The following is a 16,428-nucleotide window of genomic DNA, read 5'->3' on the forward strand; positions in this document are numbered from 1 at the left end:
AGCGCATTCATGGCTGTTGGTCTTGGTCCTTTGCCAACGTTGCACCCGGTTGCCGGTTTTGAACTCGGTATCGCCTCGGCCGGCATCAAGCGCCCGGGGCGCAAGGATGTCGTCGTGATGCGCTGTGCCGAAGGCTCCACCGTGGCCGGCGTGTTCACGTTGAACGCTTTCTGCGCAGCGCCGGTGATCCTGGCCAAGCAGCGCGTGAAGAATCCGGTGCGTTACCTGCTGACCAACACCGGCAACGCCAACGCCGGCACCGGCGAGCCGGGCCTGGCCGCCGCCGAGCGCACCTGCGCGAAGCTGGCCGAACTGACCGGCGTGGACGCCAGCCTGGTGCTGCCGTACTCCACCGGCGTGATCGGCGAGCCGCTGCCGGTCGAGAAGATCGAAGGCGCGCTGCAGGCCGCCCTGGACGACCTGTCGGAAAACAACTGGGAAGCCGCCGCCACCGGCATCATGACCACCGACACCCTGCCCAAGGGCGCCAGCCGCCAGTTCCGGCATGACGGCGTGACCGTCACCGTGACCGGCATCAGCAAGGGCGCCGGCATGATCCGGCCGAACATGGCGACCATGCTCGGCTACATCGCCACCGACGCCAAGGTCTCCCGCGACGTGCTGCAGAACCTGATGCTGGACGGCGCCAACAAGTCGTTCAACCGCATCACCATCGACGGCGACACCTCGACCAACGACTGCTGCATGCTGATCGCCACCGGCAAGGCCGCGCTGCCGGAAATCACCCGGGCCGAGGGCGAGCTGTTCGCCAAGCTCAAGCAGGCGGTGTTCGAGGTGTGCATGGACGTGGCCCAGGCCATCGTGCGCGACGGCGAAGGCGCGACCAAGTTCGTGACCGTCGAAGTCAACGGCGGCGGCAACCACCAGGAATGCCTGGACGTCGGCTACACCGTCGCCCACTCGCCGCTGATCAAGACCGCGCTGTTCGCCTCCGACCCGAACTGGGGCCGCATCCTGGCGGCCGTGGGCCGTGCCGGCGTGCCGGACCTGGACGTGAGCAAGATCGACGTGTTCCTCGGCGAAGTGTGCATCGCCAGCCGCGGCGCCCGTGCCGCGACCTACACCGAAGCCCAAGGCGCGGCGGTGATGCAGCGTGAAGAGATCACCATCCGCATCGAGCTGGGCCGCGGCGATTGCAGCGAAACGATCTGGACCACCGACCTGTCCCACGAGTACGTGAAGATCAACGCCGAATACCGCACCTGATTCGGAACCGGGTCGCGGCCATCGCCAGCAGGCTGGCTCCCGCAACGGACATTCTGCGCATGCAGGTTCTGTGGGAGCCAGCCTGCTGGCGATGACGGCGGCCCGGCACTGAAAGTCCCGACGTTTTCCACTGACGAAAAGGCGCCAAACCATGTCCCTGCACCTGATCATCGGCGACAAACTGCTTTCCTCCTGGTCCCTGCGCGGTGCCCTGGCCCTTGAGCTGGCCGGTGCGGCCTACACCGAAGAACGGGTCAAGCTCGGCAAGCCCGACACCCGCGAGCGTCTGCTCAAGCACTCGCCGACCGCCAAGGTGCCGCTGCTCAAGACCCCCCACGGCACCATCGCCGACTCGCTGGCCATCGCCGAGTACGTGGCCGAGCAGTTCCCGGCTGCGCAGCTCTGGCCCGCCGACGTCGCTGCCCGCGCCCAGGCCCGCTCGGCCTGCGCCCAGATGCACAGCGGTTTCTTCGCCATGCGCAACCACATGCCGTTCGACCTGAGCCACGAAGCGCCGCTGAACCCGGTGCCGCCGGAAGTGAAGGCCGACATCGAGCGCATGCTCGCGCTGTGGGCCGAGTGCCGCGCCGTGGCTACGGAAACCGGTCCCTACCTGTTCGGTCGCGCCAGCCTGGCCGACGCGTTCTTCGCCCCGATCGCCGTGCGCCTGCGCACCTATCAGGTGAGCCTGCCGGCGGCGGACGAAGCCTATGTTGAAACGGTCTACCGATGGCCGGCCTTCCAGGCCTGGCAGAAGGCGGGCCTTGAGGAGTTGCAGTCGTGAAACGTGTACACGTCGCTGCGGCCGTCATCCGTGACGGCAGCGGCAAGATCCTGATCGCCAAACGGGCGGACAGCCAGCATCAGGGCGGGTTGTGGGAATTCCCCGGCGGCAAGGTCGAGGACGGCGAATCGGTCGAGGCCGCGCTGGCCCGTGAGCTGCGCGAAGAGCTGGGGATCGTGGTCGGCCAGGCGCGCCCGCTGATCAAGGTGCGCCACGACTATCCGGACAAGCAGGTGCTGCTGGATGTCTGGGAGGTCGCAGCCTTCACCGGCGAGCCCCACGGCGCCGAAGGCCAGCCGTTGGCCTGGGTGACGGCCCGGGAGCTGGCGAACTACGAGTTCCCGGCGGCCAACCAGCCGATCGTCGCGGCGGCACGGTTGCCCGGCGAATACCTGATCACCCCGGACGGCCTGGAGACGCCGGCCTTGCTGCGGGGCATCCAGAAGGCCATCGCCGGCGGGATCAAACTGATCCAGCTGCGCGCGCCAAACGGCTACGACCCCAAATACCGCGATCTGGCGGTGGATGCGGTGGGGCTTTGCGCCGGCAAGGCTCAGCTGATGCTCAAGGGGCCGTTCGAATGGCTGGGGGATTTCCCCTCCGCCGGTTGGCACATCACTGCGGCGCAGTTGCGCAAGCACGCGGCAGCGGGGCGTCCGTTGCCGGCCAACCGCTGGCTGGCGGCGTCCTGCCACAACGCCGAAGAGCTGGCGCTGGCCGAGCAGATGGGCGTGGACTTCGTGACCCTGTCGCCGGTGCAGCCGACCCTGACCCATCCGGACGCGCAGCCGCTGGGCTGGGAACAGGCCCAGGCTTTGATCGAGGGCTTCAGCAAGCCGGTGTTCCTGTTGGGCGGCGTCGGCCCTGCGGAGCGGGAGAAGGCCTGGGGTGTCGGGGCCCAGGGCGTGGCGGGGATTCGGGCGTTCTGGCCGCAGGCTTGAGCTTGCGGTGAGCTTGCCGGCCTCATCGCCAGCAGGCTGGCTCCCCCAGGGTTCTGTGGTGAACACAGAGGCTGCATTCAACCGAGATAACTGTGGGAGCCAGCCTGCTGGCGATGGCTTTTACTGCCCTGAAGGCTTGGCCGCCGGCTGCCAAAGGATCTCAGCGATCCCTTGGCGACGGGCAATCAGCCGCGCCGCCACAAACAGCAGGTCCGACAGCCGGTTGATGTACGCCAGCCCGACGCCGGCCAGCGGTTCCACGGCATTCAAGTGCTGGCACCGTCGCTCGGCGCTGCGGGCCAGGCTGCGGCAGGCGTGGGCCTGGGCGATCAGCATCGAGCCGCCGGGCAGAATGAAATTCTCCAGCGGCCCCAGCTCTTCGTTCCAGACATCGATGGCGGCCTCCAGACGCTCCACCTCGGCGGTGTCCAACGCCTGGTACGCCGGCATCGCCAGTTCGCCGCCGAGGTCGAACAGCCGGTGCTGGCAGGGCGCAAGCACCTCGATCAGTTCATTGAGCCCCGGGCATTGCCCGCGCTCGGCGATCAGCCCCGCCAGCAGCACGCCCATTTGGCTGTTCAGCGAATCGACTTCGCCGATGGCCTCGATCCGTGGGTGATCCTTGGGCACGCGACGGCCGTCGCCCAGGCCCGTCTCGCCCTTGTCGCCGGTGCGGGTGTAGATCTTCGACAGGCGAAAGCCCATGGTTTACCTCGCTATCTGATTCAGTTCGGGTGCATTGGCGGTCGGTTGCACGAGCGGCAGGCGCAGGGTGAAGCAAGTGCCTTGGCCGAGCGTGGACTGCACCTCCATCTGGCCCTTGTGGTTGTTGGTGATGATGAAGTACGACACCGACAGCCCAAGCCCTGTGCCCTGACCGATTTCCTTGGTGGTGAAGAACGGTTCGAAGGTGCGTTTGCGCACGTTCTCGCTCATGCCGATGCCGTTGTCTTCGACCTGGATCTCCGCCCACGGCGGGTTCAGCCGGGTGCGCAGGGTGATCCGTCCCGGCTCGCGGTCGTCTTCGCGCTGGTGGATGGCCTGGGCGGCGTTCTTCAACAGGTTGAGCAGCACTTGCTCCAGTTCGTTGGCGGTGCCCGGCACCGGGCCGAGCGCCGGGTCGAACTGGCGGACGATCGCCTGGCCCTTGAAGTCGAAGCCGATGGCCAGGTCGAAATCGTTGCCGGCGATCTCCACGGCCTGGTCGATCAGCGCCGGCAGGTCGCACGGGGCCATTTGCCGGGTGCTGCGGCGGCTGAAGCTGAGCATGTGGGTGACGATCTTCGCGGCCCGGGCGCCAGCCTGCTGGATGCCGTCGAGCAGTTGCGGCACTTCGCGGTTCTGCAGGTAGCGGTTGACCGCCTCCAGTTCCAGGCCCAGCAGTTCGGCCTGCTCCAGGTTCTTCGGCAGATCCGCCGACAGCCGCCGGCGGATGTTCTGCACGTTGTGCAGGATCGCCCCCAGCGGGTTGTTGATTTCGTGGGCCATGCCGGCGGCGAGGCCGCCGACCGAGAGCATCTTCTCCGACTGCACCATCATTTCCTCAAGCGACAGGCGTTGGGTGATGTCGTCGATCCGAATCACCACACCGCGCCCGGCGCCGCCCATCAGCGGGTAGAAGGTGAGGGCGTAGTGCTTGGGCTCGTCGTCCTTGAGCCAGGTCACCCGCTCGATCTTCGCCACGGTGTGCTGCTCGACGGTCTGCTTGAGCTGCGGCAGGAATGGCTTGAGCGGTTCGAACGCGAGGAAGATCGGCTGGTTCAGCGCTTCGTCCAGCCGCGTGCCGGAAAGGGCGCTGGCCTCCTGGTTCCACTGGGTGACGTAGAGCTGTTCGTCGAGGGCGATCAGGGCCGAGGGCATGGAGTCGATGATGCTGTTGAGGTAGTTCTGAAAACCCGTGAGCTTCTTTTCGATCTTGCTGCGCACCTGGACTTCCAGTTCCAGCTTGCGGTTGGTGTGGCGGGTTTCCTCGGCCAGGCCCTGGGCCTGGTCGTAGGCGGCCTGGGAGTCGTCGCGGGCGCGCTTGAGCTGCTGCTCGCGGGCCTCGATGCGCGACAACATGGTATTGAACGCCTCGGCCAGGCTGCCGATCTCGTCGTGGTTGCCGCGGGAGGCGCGCAGGGCGTAGTTCTCTTCGCGGGTCACCTGGCGCGACAGCTCTTCGAGCTGGTGGATGGGACGGGTGATCAGGCGTTTGATTTGCCGTGCGATGACCAGCCACAGCAGTACGCTGAAGATCAGGATGCCCAGGCTGGCGGTGAGGGTGCCGGTGTAGAACGCCACCGGCAGTTCGCTGCTGGCCACCAGCAACAGGTGGCCGGGGGCCGCGCCGGGGCGGGGCAGGGTGATCAGTTGGTTGCTGCGGAATTCGGTCAACTGCCAAGCTTCGATGTGCCGGTAGCGCTCGGGCAGGCTGAGCTTGTCGCCGCGCTGCACCTGGGCGATGCGTTCGCCCTTGCCGTCATACAGGGCGGCGGCGCGCAGCGGCGAATAGCTGTCGAGCTCCTTGAGCAGCCGCTCAGCGCTTTGCGGCGATTGCAGGGCATCGGCCACCAGGGCGGGGTTCGACACCAGCCGGCCGATGGTCTGCAACGCCTGGGGCGCCATGCTTTCCTGGGAAATGTAGTAGGCGGCGCTGATGAAGGTCAGGTTGGCGACCAGCAGGACGGTGGTCAACAGCACCAGCAGGGCGGCCAGCAGTTTCTGGCCGACCGGCAGGTTTTCGAGGCGCTGGCGCAATGGCATCGGGTTTATCGCAGCAAAGGAACAAGTGGCCAGCGTAGCCGCTGCTCAATCGCCGGGCAATCCGAGGCGTTGCAGATGGGTGATCAGGCGCTGCTGCAACTGATGCAGGTGAGGCAGGTTCACCCGGTGCCGCTCGGCGGCTTTGCAGGCGTGGCCCAGCAGGTAGCTGATCTCGGTGCGGCGCCGGTTCGCCACGTCCTGGTGCATCGAGGAGAAGTTGGCGGCCGTGGCCTGGATCACCCGTTCGACCTCTTGTTGCAGGTTGTCGGCCGCCGCCGGTTGGCCGCAGCGCTCCAGCAGGTCGGTCAGCTCGGCGCACAGGGTGGCGACTTCGCAGGCATGCTGCTGCAAGCCGCCGTTGCGGCAGTCGTGCAGCACCGTCAGGGGATTGATCGCGCAATTGAGCGCCAATTTGCGCCACAGGCGGGTGAGGATGTCGGTGCTCCACTCGTGGGGGATCTTCGCGGCGCTCAGGTCGTCCAGCCAAATGGGCGCCACCGGATGCGCGGCGTCGCCGAGCCAGGTGTAGCCATGGCCGGCGAACACCACGCGCCAGTCGCCGTCGCGGAAGGCGCCTTCTGTGCTGGAAGCGAAAATGCACCGTGCGTGCGGCACCCGGGCGGCGACCGCTTCCTGGCTGCCGAGGCCGTTCTGCAGCAGGATCAGCTCGGCATCCGGCGCCAGGCGCGGGGCGAGGCGGGCGACGGCGCTTTCGGCGTCATAGGCCTTGCAGGCCACCAGCAGCCGCCGGATGGGCTCAGGGTGATCCGGCGTCTGCGCCGGCACGGCCCAGGTGCCCGGCTCGCCGTGTTCCACCAGGGTCAGCCCGCCGGTCGCTTCGTAGTCGCGCAGGCGCGCCGCGTCACGCAGGATCAGCCGCACCGGCCGTTCCGCCCGGGCCAGCCGCGTGGCCCACAAGGTGCCGAGGCTGCCGGCGCCGAGCACATGCCAAGGGGTGGACATCAGTTTTTCGCTCGCTGGGGTAAAGGCATGCAAGGCTCGCCGTGTGGTGGGGAAAAGACCCGTTATAATGAGCCCGATTTTAACCGCAAGCCAAGCGCGCCGCGTCCTGTACGGGCGCGCCTTTTCATTGGAGAGATTACATGCCGTCGTTCGACGTGGTATCCGAGCTGGACAAACACGAAGTCACCAACGCGGTCGAGAACGCCGTGAAGGAGCTCGATCGTCGCTATGACCTCAAAGGCAAGGGCAGCTTCGAGTTCAAGGACAAGGACCTGACCGTCAACCTGACCGCTGAAGCCGAGTTCCAGCTGGAAGCGATGATCGAGATCCTCAAGCTGGCCCTGGTCAAGCGCAAGATCGATGTGCAGTGCCTTGAGGTCAAGGACGCTTTCGCATCGGGCAAGGTGATGAAACAGGAAGCCGTGCTCAAGGAAGGCATCGACAAAGAGCTGGCGAAGAAGATCGTCGCGCACATCAAGGACGCCAAGCTCAAGGTGCAGGCGGCCATCCAGGGCGAGCAAGTGCGCGTCACCGGCAAGAAGCGCGACGACCTGCAGGAAGCCATCGCGGCGCTGCGCGCCAAGGAATTCGGCATGCCGCTGCAGTTCAACAACTTCCGCGACTGAGCCATCATTGTGGAACCTCTCGGCGTTTAAGGCGTCCGAGGCCCAAGCAGCGGCAGAAACGATCCGGCCCCTTCGGCCCGGTCTTTCTGCCGCTGGTTTTTATAGCCCGGGTAGCCGGAAAATTCAGGAGATAGAACATGGATTTGAATGCTGAGGTGGACAACCTCGTCAAGGTGTCTCAGGCGTGGATCCCGATGATCATGGAGTACGGCAGCCGCGTCTTGCTGGCGGTCGTGACCCTGGCCATCGGTTGGTGGCTGATCAACAAGGTGACCCAGAAGCTCGGCGGCCTGCTGGCCCTGCGCAATGCCGACCTGGCGCTGCAAGGTTTCATCAGCAGCCTGGCGAACATCATTCTCAAGGTGCTGCTGATCGTCAGCGTGGCGTCGATGATCGGCGTCGAAACCACATCGTTCGTCGCGGCCATCGGTGCGGCCGGCCTGGCCATCGGCCTGGCGTTGCAGGGCAGCCTGGCGAACTTCGCCGGCGGCGTGCTGATCCTGCTGTTCCGTCCGTTCCGCATCGGTGACTGGATCGAGGCCCAAGGCGTGGCCGGCACCGTCGACAGCATCCAGATTTTCCACACCGTGCTGCGCACCGGCGACAACAAGACCATCATCGTGCCCAACGGCAACCTGTCGAACGGCATCATCACCAACACCAACCGTCAGCCGACCCGCAAGGTCGTGTTCGATGTCGGCGTCGACTACGAAGCCGATCTGCAAAAGGCCCGTCAGGTGCTGTTGGAGTTGGCCAAGGATGAGCGCGTGTTGCAGGATCCTGCGCCGCAAGCGGTTATTTCGACTCTGGGCGACAGTTCGATCACTGTTTCCCTGCGCGTCTGGGTCAAGACCGCAGACTATTGGGATGTGATGTTCATGTTTAATGAACTGTCCCGCGACCGTTTAAAGACCGCCGGCATTGATATTCCGTTTCCGCAACGGGTGATTCGTGTGGTTCAGGAATCGGCAGTGCAGTGAATGAACTGACAGTTCGGCAATTGACTCTTTGGTCAGTTGTCGGGTGTCGGGTTGTTCATTTGGAGTCAATGCCCAAGCAATAAAAAAGGCCCATCGAGAGATGGGCCTTTTTGTTTGTTATCGCAAACTAACAGGATGCGATTACAGGAGCGACAGCGGGTAGTCGACGATCAGACGGAACTCTTTCACGTCGCCTTCGCCTTCGTCGGCGTTGGCGAAGTGCCAAGCTTGACGAATACGGAAGGACAGGTCTTTGGCTGGACCGGATTGAACAACGTACTTGGCTTCGAAGTTGGTTTCGTTGTGCTTGCCGTCTTCGCCGTACAGACCGGTGTAGGCGCTGCCTGCCGGAGTGTGGGTGCCGTCGATGTCCCAGCCTTTCACGTAACGGGTCATGAAGCTCAGGCCAGGTACGCCGTACTCGGCCATTTTCAGGTCGTAACGGATCTGTGCGGATTTCTCGCCAGGGGCGTTGAAGTCGGAGTACTGGATGGAGTTGGCGAGGAAGATCGAGTCGCCGCCACGGTTGGATGGACCGTGACCGCCTACGCCGATGTAGTCGAACGGAGTATCGCCATTGACCTTCTGGAATGCGAGGGTCACGGTGTGTGCTTTCAGGAACGAGTAAGCGGCGGCGAGGGAGAAAGCAGTGTTGCTGATGTCGCCTGCTTTGGCCTTGCCGGTGTCGGTGGTGCGGTAGATGTTACCGTCCAGGTTCAGCGACTGATCACCACCCATTGGGATGGTGTAGTTCAGGTTGGCGTAGTACTGGTTCCAGATGTCTTCCAGCTTGGCGCCATACAGCGAAGCGCTGAGGTTGTCGGTAATGCCGTACTTGCCGCCGAAGTAGTCGATGGAGTCAGCTTGTACGCCGGCATAGGTTGCCCACAGTTCGCCATCACGGGCGTTCTTGTCCTGGCTGGTAGCCGAGTAGAAGTGACCGGCTTCGAGATCAAGGTCTTTGATTTCGCTGCTCTGCAGCTGAAGGCCGCTGGCGGTTTGAGGCAGGATGCGGGAGCCGCCGACAGCGAAGACCGGAGCGGTGCTAGGCTGCATGTCGCCGACTTTCAGCTCGGTTTTGGAAATGCGGAACTTGACGGCAGCGCCGGCTTTGCCCTGGCTGTCGTTGGCGTGGCGGATGCCGTTGGCGTCAGGAAGGTTGTCACGGCTCATGTTGCCGGAACCGCTGGTGCCGTCGCCGCCATCGAGTTTGATGGCCAGGTAGCCGAATGCATCGATGCCGACGCCTACGGTGCCTTGAGTGTAACCGGAACTGAAGTTGCCCCAGAGACCTTGAGTCCAGTCTTTCTGGTCACGTCCACCGTCTTTGTTGTCACGGTTGAAGTAATAGTTGCGAATCAGCAAATCAGCTTTCGCGCCTTCAACGAAGCCTTTGGCTTCTGCCTGGTCACTAACAAACGGTGCGGCCGTAGCCAACTGAGAACCGGCAGCTGCAGCAACTGCCAGTGCGATCATGCTCCACTTCATCACGCGCATCGTGATTTGCTCCTTTGGTTTTAGAAGAGTACTGCCGTCCCACCGGTTTTATTATCTGGGCGGCTCTTTCTTTTTGTGTCGGCGCAAACTTATATCACGCCGACCATGTTGGCGATACTTGCGCATCCAACCTTTCAGCTTCTTTACGACCCTGTCGCAATTGGCTTCGTAGATGTCGCAAATTTACAGTCCGAATGCAATGGGACTGGCAACTTCAGCACTGTTTTACAGGGCTTGAGCATCGGTAAAAAAGAGTCCCTTGGCAAAACGCTTGAATCTCCATCGGGCAACCCTGCCACTGTTTTTTTTGGCCTTGGGGTAGCCACTTCCCGTGGTGCGCCCATAGACCATATGAGTACGAATGCAACAAGCGTGCACAAACCGCATTTCTGCTGCGGATATTTTTCAAAACGCCCGCCTGTCGCTGTGAAAACCTTGTAAATACGGGCGTTCAAGCGCGTGTTTCACCGGGCTTGACGCCATTCATCCTATGGTGTTGCCACGGCTGTTTTGGCCCGCGACAACCAAAAACGTTACCGGTTCACCCCATCAGTGAGTATTCGGCGGATGCCCGAAGCAATGAGCGTAGACCCACTGTGCGGTTTTGGTGCAAAAAATTTTGAGGCCTTACCGGATTCATGCCGTTCAGCCCTGAACGCGGCTGCATTCTCCCGCCGTCCGGTTGCCTTGCGCGTCGCTTGCTGGTGCAAGGAAAGCGCAAATGCCGCATCTCGGGGCAGCGCAGCCGTCCCCCGATGCCGCGTCGTTCGCCGTGAAGGATCGGGCATTCGCAGGTATGCTGCCGTCCGGTCGCTTGGCGCGCCGCCCCCGGGACGGGCCGCTAAGCTGAATAATGTGATCAGCCGGGAGTGCGCGCAGTGTTTGCTTTAGATTCACGACTTCAACAGGACACCCTGACGATCGGCGACTTCCCGCTCTGCCGCTTGCTGCTGTCCAACGACTCCAACTATCCGTGGTTCATCCTGGTGCCACGCCGCGAAGATATCAGCGAGTTGTTTCAGTTGGATGTCGCCGACCAGCAACGGCTGTGGCAGGAAACCACCGCCCTGGCCGAGGTGCTCAAGGATTCGTTCGATGCCGACAAGCTCAATGTCGCGACGCTGGGCAATGTCGTCAGCCAACTGCACATGCACGTGATCGTGCGCAAGCGTGATGACGCCGCCTGGCCGGCGCCGGTCTGGGGCAAGCACCCGGCCAAGCCCTATGAGGCGGCGCAGGTGACGGCCATCCGCGAGCGGCTGCGCCTGGTGCTGGGTGATGAATTCACGTTTCTGGAGGCCTGAGCCATGAGCCTTGAACAACGGGTTACCGATCTGGAAAGCCGTCTGGCGTTTCAGGACGACACCATCCAGGCGCTGAACGATGTGCTGGTGGAGCAGCAGCGGGTGGTGGAGCGCCTGCAGTTGCAGATGGCCGCGCTGCTCAAGCGTCAGGAAGAGCTGGTCGGCCAGATCGGCTCCTTCGAAGAGGACGCGCCGCCGCCTCACTACTGAGTGTCGCCGTACTTTTCGGCGGGCAATAAAAAAACCGCGGGCAGCCTTGGCTGTCCGCGGTTTTTTTTGAGGCTTCGGATCAGCGGCGGGGGAGAGCTGCGATCACGTCCTCGGCTTGCAGGCCTTTGTCGCGGTTCATCACCGAGAACTCCACGCGCTGGCCTTCGACCAGGACGCGGTGGCCTTCACCGCGGATGGCCCGGAAGTGGACGAAGATATCGTCGCCGGAGTCCCGGGAGATGAAGCCGAAGCCCTTGGAGGTGTTGAACCACTTCACCGTGCCGGTATCGCGGTTGCTCATGTCGTAGCTCGGCGCTGCGGCGGCCGGCGAGGACTTGTGGAAGCCGACGGCCAAGTGCAGCGCCACGGCGGCCAAGGCGATGGCCAGGCTGAACAGCACGGCCGGCTGGCCGGCGATGACCGGCATCGGCGCGATCAGCGTCAGGGTCTGCAAGACCACGGTCAGCAGCAGCAAGGCGCTGGCCAGGTTTTGCAGGTGTTGGCGAGGGCCCTTGTTCCATTGCGGGATCACAGGCGCCAGCACCAGGTTCAGCAGGCCGAAAAGGGCCAGGTACAGGGCATCGGGCTGTTGCAGGTAAGGTACGGCTTCGGACCTCAGGCTGGGTATGAAGGACAGCAGCAAGGCTGCTGCGCCCATTAGCAGGTGGACGATTTTCAACATTTTTATTGACTCACGTTATGACGGCTCACAAGGAAGAGCTGAAGGCGCACGGTTCGCTTCGAAACGATAAAGAGGCGTTGGACACGCGCACGGCATCAGCCTATGCGCAACGCCCGGAAAACGGGGCGTAGCGACACACTGCCTATTTAACAGCAAAGATTGCGGGTTCTCAAACCGGCCCGGCCAATGGCGGGCGGCCGGACGTTTTGCCGCAGCCTGCGCCGGGATGCAGGGCTGCGGGGCATCGCCGGGCTTGCTAGAGTGGGTCTGCACCTGCTGGATGAACTCAATCGCCGTTAGGGGGTAAGCATGGCCATCGATATCGGTATCAGTGAAGCAGACCGCAAATCCATCGTCGACGGGTTGTCCCGGCTGCTGTCGGATACCTACGTGCTGTATCTGAAGACCCACAACTTCCATTGGAACGTCACCGGCCCCATGTTCCGCACGCTGCACCTGATGTTCGAGGAGCAGTACAACGAACTGGCCCTGGCCGTCGATCTGATCGCGGAGCGCATCCGCGCCCTGGGCTTCCCGGCGCCGGGGGCCTATTCGACCTACGCCAGGCTGTCCTCGATCAAGGAAGAGGAAGGCGTGCCGAGCGCCGAAGACATGATCCGGCAACTGGTTGCCGGGCAAGAGGCCGTGACCCGCACCGCCCGCGGCATTTTCCCGCTGCTGGACAAGGTCAGCGACGAGCCTACCGCGGACCTGCTGACTCAGCGCATGCAGGTGCATGAGAAGACCGCGTGGATGCTCCGCGCACTGCTCGAGGCCTGACCGGGCGGCGCGGACGCTTGCGCCGGGCGTTCGCGCCGGTCTGCTGTTTCTGACTTTTTCCGTTGGCTTATCCTACGGCGACGGTCAAATAGTCATCTGGATATAACTTTGCGGCTGCGTTTCTATGAGGGGGCAGAGATTGTCCCTGGCAAAACGTAGAGATGGCAAAGGAGTGTCAACGATATGGCAGATGGAGACAGGCGGAGCGACAGGACGGTCGCCGCGCAGGGGAAACTGAAGGTCGACCCGTTTGACGACGGCCTCGACATGGCATTGATCAGGCCGTTGTCCCGGTCCGTGCGTCTGAACGGATTCGCGACGTGCCTGAGGCTGGAGCAGGTCTACTGGAACATTCTCGGCGGCATGGCGCAGGACAACGCATGTTCGGTCAATGCGCTGCTCTCCCATGTGGACCGGGAAGTGCATCTGCGGCACGGCGGCGTGAAGAACTTCAGCGCGCTGGTGCGGGTGGTGTGCGTGATGCGCGGGCTCAAGGCCCCGACGGGCGCGGCATCGCCCCCGTGTTGAGAGGCTGATCCGCCCTGTGCAGTCTACGGCTGCACAGGGCGAATTTAATGGCTATAATCCCGCCCTTTCGCCGCACGGCCCTGCATGCGGCGGCAACCTGTTCGCCGAGACACCCCGCCATGCCGATGTACGATTACCAATGTGCTTCCTGTGGTCATCAGTTGGAAGCCATTCAGAAGATCAGTGACGCACCGCTGGTCGATTGCCCGGCCTGTCAGGCGCCGGCACTCAAGAAGCTGCTGTCCATGCCCGGTTTCCGCCTGAGTGGCAGCGGTTGGTACGAAACCGATTTCAAGACCGGCGCGAAGAAGAATCTGGCCGGTGGCGACAAATCTGACTAGGGTTTAGGGCCTGGGTCGAACGACACGCGCGAGTTTCCGGCGTCGGCACACCGCTTGGGTGCGGCAGGATCTCCACCGAATTTCGAATTACGAGAAGCGAAACCACTACCATGATGCGCAGCCATTATTGCGGCCAACTGAACGAAAGCCTGGAAGGCCAGGAAGTTACCCTTTGCGGATGGGTTCACCGTCGCCGCGACCACGGCGGGGTGATCTTCCTCGATATCCGTGATCGTGAGGGCCTGGCCCAGGTGGTCTTCGACCCGGACCGCGCCGAGACCTTCGCCGCCGCCGACCGCGTGCGCAGCGAATACGTGGTCAAGATCACCGGCAAGGTGCGCCTGCGTCCGGCCGGCGCCGGCAACGCGAACATGGCTTCGGGCATGATCGAAGTGCTGGGCTACGAGCTGGAAGTGCTGAATGAGGCGGAAACCCCGCCGTTCCCGCTCAACGAATACTCCGACGTCGGCGAAGAGACCCGCCTGCGTTACCGCTTCATCGACCTGCGCCGCCCGGAAATGGCCGAGAAGCTGCGTCTGCGTTCGCGCATGACCACCAGCATCCGCCGCTACCTGGACGAGAACGGCTTCCTGGACGTCGAGACGCCGATCCTGACCCGCGCGACGCCGGAAGGCGCCCGTGACTACCTGGTGCCGAGCCGTACCCACGCCGGTTCGTTCTTCGCGCTGCCGCAATCGCCTCAGCTGTTCAAGCAACTGCTGATGGTGGCCGGCTTCGACCGCTACTACCAGATCGCCAAGTGCTTCCGCGACGAAGACCTGCGCGCCGACCGTCAGCCGGAATTCACCCAGATCGACATCGAGACCAGCTTCCTCGATGAAAAGGACATCATGGGCCTGACCGAAGGCATGATCCGCGCCCTGTTCAAGGAAGTGCTGGGTCTGGAGTTCGGCGAGTTCCCGCACATGACCTTCGAAGAGGCCATGCGCCGCTACGGTTCCGACAAGCCTGACCTGCGTATTCCGCTGGAACTGGTGGACGTTGCCGATCAGCTCAAGGACGTGGAGTTCAAGGTGTTCAGCGGCCCGGCCAACGATCCGAAATGCCGTATCGCCGCGCTGCGCGTCCCTGGCGGGGCGAGCATGCCGCGCAAGCAGATCGACGACTACACCAAGTTCGTCGGCATCTACGGCGCCAAGGGCCTGGCGTACATCAAGGTCAACGAGCGCGCCGCCGGTGTCGATGGCCTGCAGTCGCCGATCGTCAAGAACATCCCTGAAGCCAATCTGAACGTGATCCTCGATCGCGTCGGTGCGGTCGATGGCGACATCGTGTTCTTCGGTGCCGACAAGGCCAAGATCGTCAGCGAAGCCCTGGGCGCGCTGCGCATCAAGCTCGGCCACGACCTGAACCTGCTGACCTGCGAGTGGGCGCCGATGTGGGTCGTCGACTTCCCGATGTTCGAAGAGAACGACGACGGCAGCTTCACCGCGCTGCACCACCCGTTCACCGCGCCGAAGTGCACGCCTGAGGAGCTGGAGGCCAACCCGGCCACCGCACTGTCCCGTGCCTACGACATGGTCCTGAACGGCACCGAGCTGGGCGGCGGTTCGATCCGTATCCACCGCAAGGAAATGCAACAGGCGGTGTTCCGCCTGCTGGGCATCAACGAAGCGGAACAGGAAGAAAAGTTCGGCTTCCTGCTCGACGCGCTGAAGTACGGCGCGCCGCCGCACGGTGGCCTGGCCTTCGGCCTGGACCGTCTGGTAATGCTGATGACCGGCGCCCAGTCGATCCGTGAAGTGATCGCCTTCCCGAAAACCCAGAGCGCGGCGTGCGTCATGACGCAGGCGCCGGGTCTGGTGGACGCCAAGGCGCTGCGCGAACTGCACATCCGTTTGCGCGAAACGCCAAAGGCTGAGTAAGACGGGCCTGAAGGCGCATCTTCGGATGCGCCTTTTTTCATTCTGCAAGGACTGGAAAACAGGTCGAAATTTTTGTTTGCCGGCCGGCGCGGCTTCGCGGGGCGGGCAATGTGTCAAAGAGAATTCGGAGCGAGATATGGCAGGTCATTCCAAGTGGGCGAACATCAAGCACCGCAAAGAACGCCAGGATGCCAAACGAGGCAAGATCTTCACCAAGTGGATCCGTGAGCTGACCGTGGCGGCCAAGCAGGGCGGCGGCGACCCGGGCTCCAACCCGCGTCTGCGCCTGGCCCTGGACAAGGCCCTGGGCGCGAACATGAGTCGCGACATCATCGATCGCGCTGTCGCCCGCGGCGCAGGCGCCACCGAGGCCGACAATGTCGAAGAGCTGACCTACGAAGGCTACGGCCCGGGCGGCGTGGCGGTGATGGTCGAGTGCATGACCGACAACCGCAACCGCACCGCGGCGGCCGTGCGCCATGCGTTCAGCAAGTGCGGCGGCAACCTCGGCACCGACGGTTCGGTGGCGTACCTGTTCGAGCGCAAGGGCCAGATCAGCTTCGCGCCGGGCGTCGACGAAGATGCCCTGACGGAAGCGGCGCTGGAAGCCGACGCCGATGACGTCGTCGCCCATGAGGACGGTTCCATCGAGGTGTTCACCTCGTTCTCCGGGTTCTATGCCGTGAAGAACGCGCTGGAGGCCGCCGGCTTCAAGGGCGACGACGCAGAAATCGTCATGCAGCCGACCACCAGCGCCGAGCTGGACCTGGAAGGGGCGGAGAAGGTGCTCAAGCTGATCGACATGCTCGAGGATCTGGACGACGTGCAGAATGTCTACTCCAACGCCGATATCCCGGAAGACGTGGCCGCACAGCTCAACTGAAATCCTGCATTGAATCCTGCGGGAGCTGGCTTGCCAGCGATGGCGCCGGCG

At 63.4% G+C, this 16,428-nt stretch carries 17 protein-coding genes; 12 read left to right on the forward strand and 5 right to left on the reverse strand.

All coding sequences use genetic code 11. From position 1 onward, the window contains the following. The first annotated feature begins 9 nt into the window (after positions 1-9). The 3 genes from argJ (at position 10) to CAG31_RS09940 (ending at position 2,952) form a co-directional block, all read left to right on the forward strand. Positions 10-1,227: a bifunctional glutamate N-acetyltransferase/amino-acid acetyltransferase ArgJ gene (gene argJ / locus CAG31_RS09930; protein ID WP_085580424.1), complete on the forward strand. Its 1,218-nt coding sequence runs from the start codon at positions 10-12 to the stop codon at positions 1,225-1,227. Positions 1,228-1,378: 151 nt separating this feature from the next. After that, the gene (locus CAG31_RS09935) at positions 1,379-2,011 is read left to right on the forward strand and encodes a glutathione S-transferase (protein ID WP_085580426.1); all 633 of its coding nucleotides are present in this window, start codon (positions 1,379-1,381) and stop codon (positions 2,009-2,011) included. After that, positions 2,008-2,952: a Nudix family hydrolase gene (locus CAG31_RS09940; protein WP_085580428.1), complete on the forward strand. Its 945-nt coding sequence runs from the start codon at positions 2,008-2,010 to the stop codon at positions 2,950-2,952. Before CAG31_RS09935 ends, CAG31_RS09940 begins: the two co-directional genes overlap by 4 nt. A 120-nt stretch (positions 2,953-3,072) precedes the next feature. Here the strand turns inward: CAG31_RS09940 and CAG31_RS09945 are convergent, their stop codons facing one another. The 3 genes from CAG31_RS09945 to CAG31_RS09955 are packed head-to-tail and all read right to left on the reverse strand — an operon-like array spanning position 3,073 to position 6,660. Further along, on the reverse strand, positions 3,073-3,657 hold the full coding sequence (locus CAG31_RS09945; RefSeq protein ID WP_085580430.1) for a cob(I)yrinic acid a,c-diamide adenosyltransferase: 585 nt from the start codon (positions 3,655-3,657) through the stop codon (positions 3,073-3,075). Between the two features lie 3 nt (positions 3,658-3,660). Then, a complete protein-coding gene (locus CAG31_RS09950) occupies positions 3,661-5,697 on the reverse strand; it encodes a HAMP domain-containing sensor histidine kinase (protein WP_085580432.1) in 2,037 nt (678 codons plus the stop codon). Positions 5,698-5,742: 45 nt separating this feature from the next. Then, positions 5,743-6,660: a putative 2-dehydropantoate 2-reductase gene (locus tag CAG31_RS09955; protein ID WP_085580434.1), complete on the reverse strand. Its 918-nt coding sequence runs from the start codon at positions 6,658-6,660 to the stop codon at positions 5,743-5,745. Between the two features lie 140 nt (positions 6,661-6,800). Between CAG31_RS09955 and CAG31_RS09960 the strand changes: the two genes are divergently transcribed. Both CAG31_RS09960 and CAG31_RS09965 read left to right on the forward strand, forming a co-directional pair. Beyond that, complete coding sequence (locus CAG31_RS09960; protein ID WP_085580436.1) at positions 6,801-7,286, forward strand: YajQ family cyclic di-GMP-binding protein; 486 nt, start codon at positions 6,801-6,803, stop codon at positions 7,284-7,286. 137 nt (positions 7,287-7,423) lie between these two features. Next, positions 7,424-8,266, forward strand: a complete 843-nt coding sequence (locus tag CAG31_RS09965; RefSeq protein ID WP_085580438.1) for a mechanosensitive ion channel family protein — start codon at positions 7,424-7,426, stop codon at positions 8,264-8,266. A gap of 141 nt (positions 8,267-8,407) precedes the next feature. Here CAG31_RS09965 and CAG31_RS09970 read toward each other — a convergent pair whose 3' ends face one another. Beyond that, positions 8,408-9,763, reverse strand: a complete 1,356-nt coding sequence (locus CAG31_RS09970) for an OprD family porin (RefSeq protein WP_085580440.1) — start codon at positions 9,761-9,763, stop codon at positions 8,408-8,410. An 878-nt stretch (positions 9,764-10,641) separates the two neighbouring features. On the opposite strand from CAG31_RS09970, the gene CAG31_RS09975 reads away from it, so the two are divergent. Together CAG31_RS09975 and CAG31_RS09980 are read left to right on the forward strand one after the other, a co-directional pair. Next, positions 10,642-11,067 carry an HIT domain-containing protein gene (locus CAG31_RS09975; RefSeq protein ID WP_085580442.1) on the forward strand — a complete coding sequence of 142 codons (426 nt, stop codon included), beginning with the start codon at positions 10,642-10,644 and terminating at the stop codon, positions 11,065-11,067. A gap of 3 nt (positions 11,068-11,070) precedes the next feature. Then, the gene (locus CAG31_RS09980; protein ID WP_085580444.1) at positions 11,071-11,277 is read left to right on the forward strand and encodes a SlyX family protein; all 207 of its coding nucleotides are present in this window, start codon (positions 11,071-11,073) and stop codon (positions 11,275-11,277) included. Positions 11,278-11,356: 79 nt separating this feature from the next. Here the strand turns inward: CAG31_RS09980 and CAG31_RS28845 are convergent, their stop codons facing one another. Beyond that, a complete protein-coding gene (locus CAG31_RS28845) occupies positions 11,357-11,959 on the reverse strand; it encodes a cold-shock protein (protein ID WP_085580446.1) in 603 nt (200 codons plus the stop codon). Between the two features lie 309 nt (positions 11,960-12,268). Between CAG31_RS28845 and CAG31_RS09990 the strand changes: the two genes are divergently transcribed. The 5 genes from CAG31_RS09990 to CAG31_RS10010 all read left to right on the forward strand — a co-directional run bounded on the left by CAG31_RS09990 (position 12,269) and on the right by CAG31_RS10010 (position 16,377). Next, positions 12,269-12,739, forward strand: coding sequence for a Dps family protein (locus CAG31_RS09990; RefSeq protein WP_085580448.1), 471 nt, complete (start codon positions 12,269-12,271; stop codon positions 12,737-12,739). Positions 12,740-12,922: 183 nt separating this feature from the next. Next, a complete protein-coding gene (locus tag CAG31_RS09995; protein WP_085580451.1) occupies positions 12,923-13,267 on the forward strand; it encodes a ribbon-helix-helix domain-containing protein in 345 nt (114 codons plus the stop codon). Between the two features lie 119 nt (positions 13,268-13,386). Next, on the forward strand, positions 13,387-13,608 hold the full coding sequence (locus tag CAG31_RS10000; RefSeq protein ID WP_085580453.1) for an FmdB family zinc ribbon protein: 222 nt from the start codon (positions 13,387-13,389) through the stop codon (positions 13,606-13,608). A gap of 110 nt (positions 13,609-13,718) precedes the next feature. Beyond that, positions 13,719-15,494 carry an aspartate--tRNA ligase gene (aspS, locus tag CAG31_RS10005; RefSeq protein WP_085580455.1) on the forward strand — a complete coding sequence of 592 codons (1,776 nt, stop codon included), beginning with the start codon at positions 13,719-13,721 and terminating at the stop codon, positions 15,492-15,494. A gap of 136 nt (positions 15,495-15,630) precedes the next feature. Continuing rightward, complete coding sequence (locus CAG31_RS10010; RefSeq protein WP_085580457.1) at positions 15,631-16,377, forward strand: YebC/PmpR family DNA-binding transcriptional regulator; 747 nt, start codon at positions 15,631-15,633, stop codon at positions 16,375-16,377. Positions 16,378-16,428 lie beyond the last annotated feature (51 nt).

It is taken from the genome of Pseudomonas sp. R25(2017) (assembly GCF_002112565.1).
Lineage (GTDB): Bacteria > Pseudomonadota > Gammaproteobacteria > Pseudomonadales > Pseudomonadaceae > Aquipseudomonas > Aquipseudomonas ekonensis.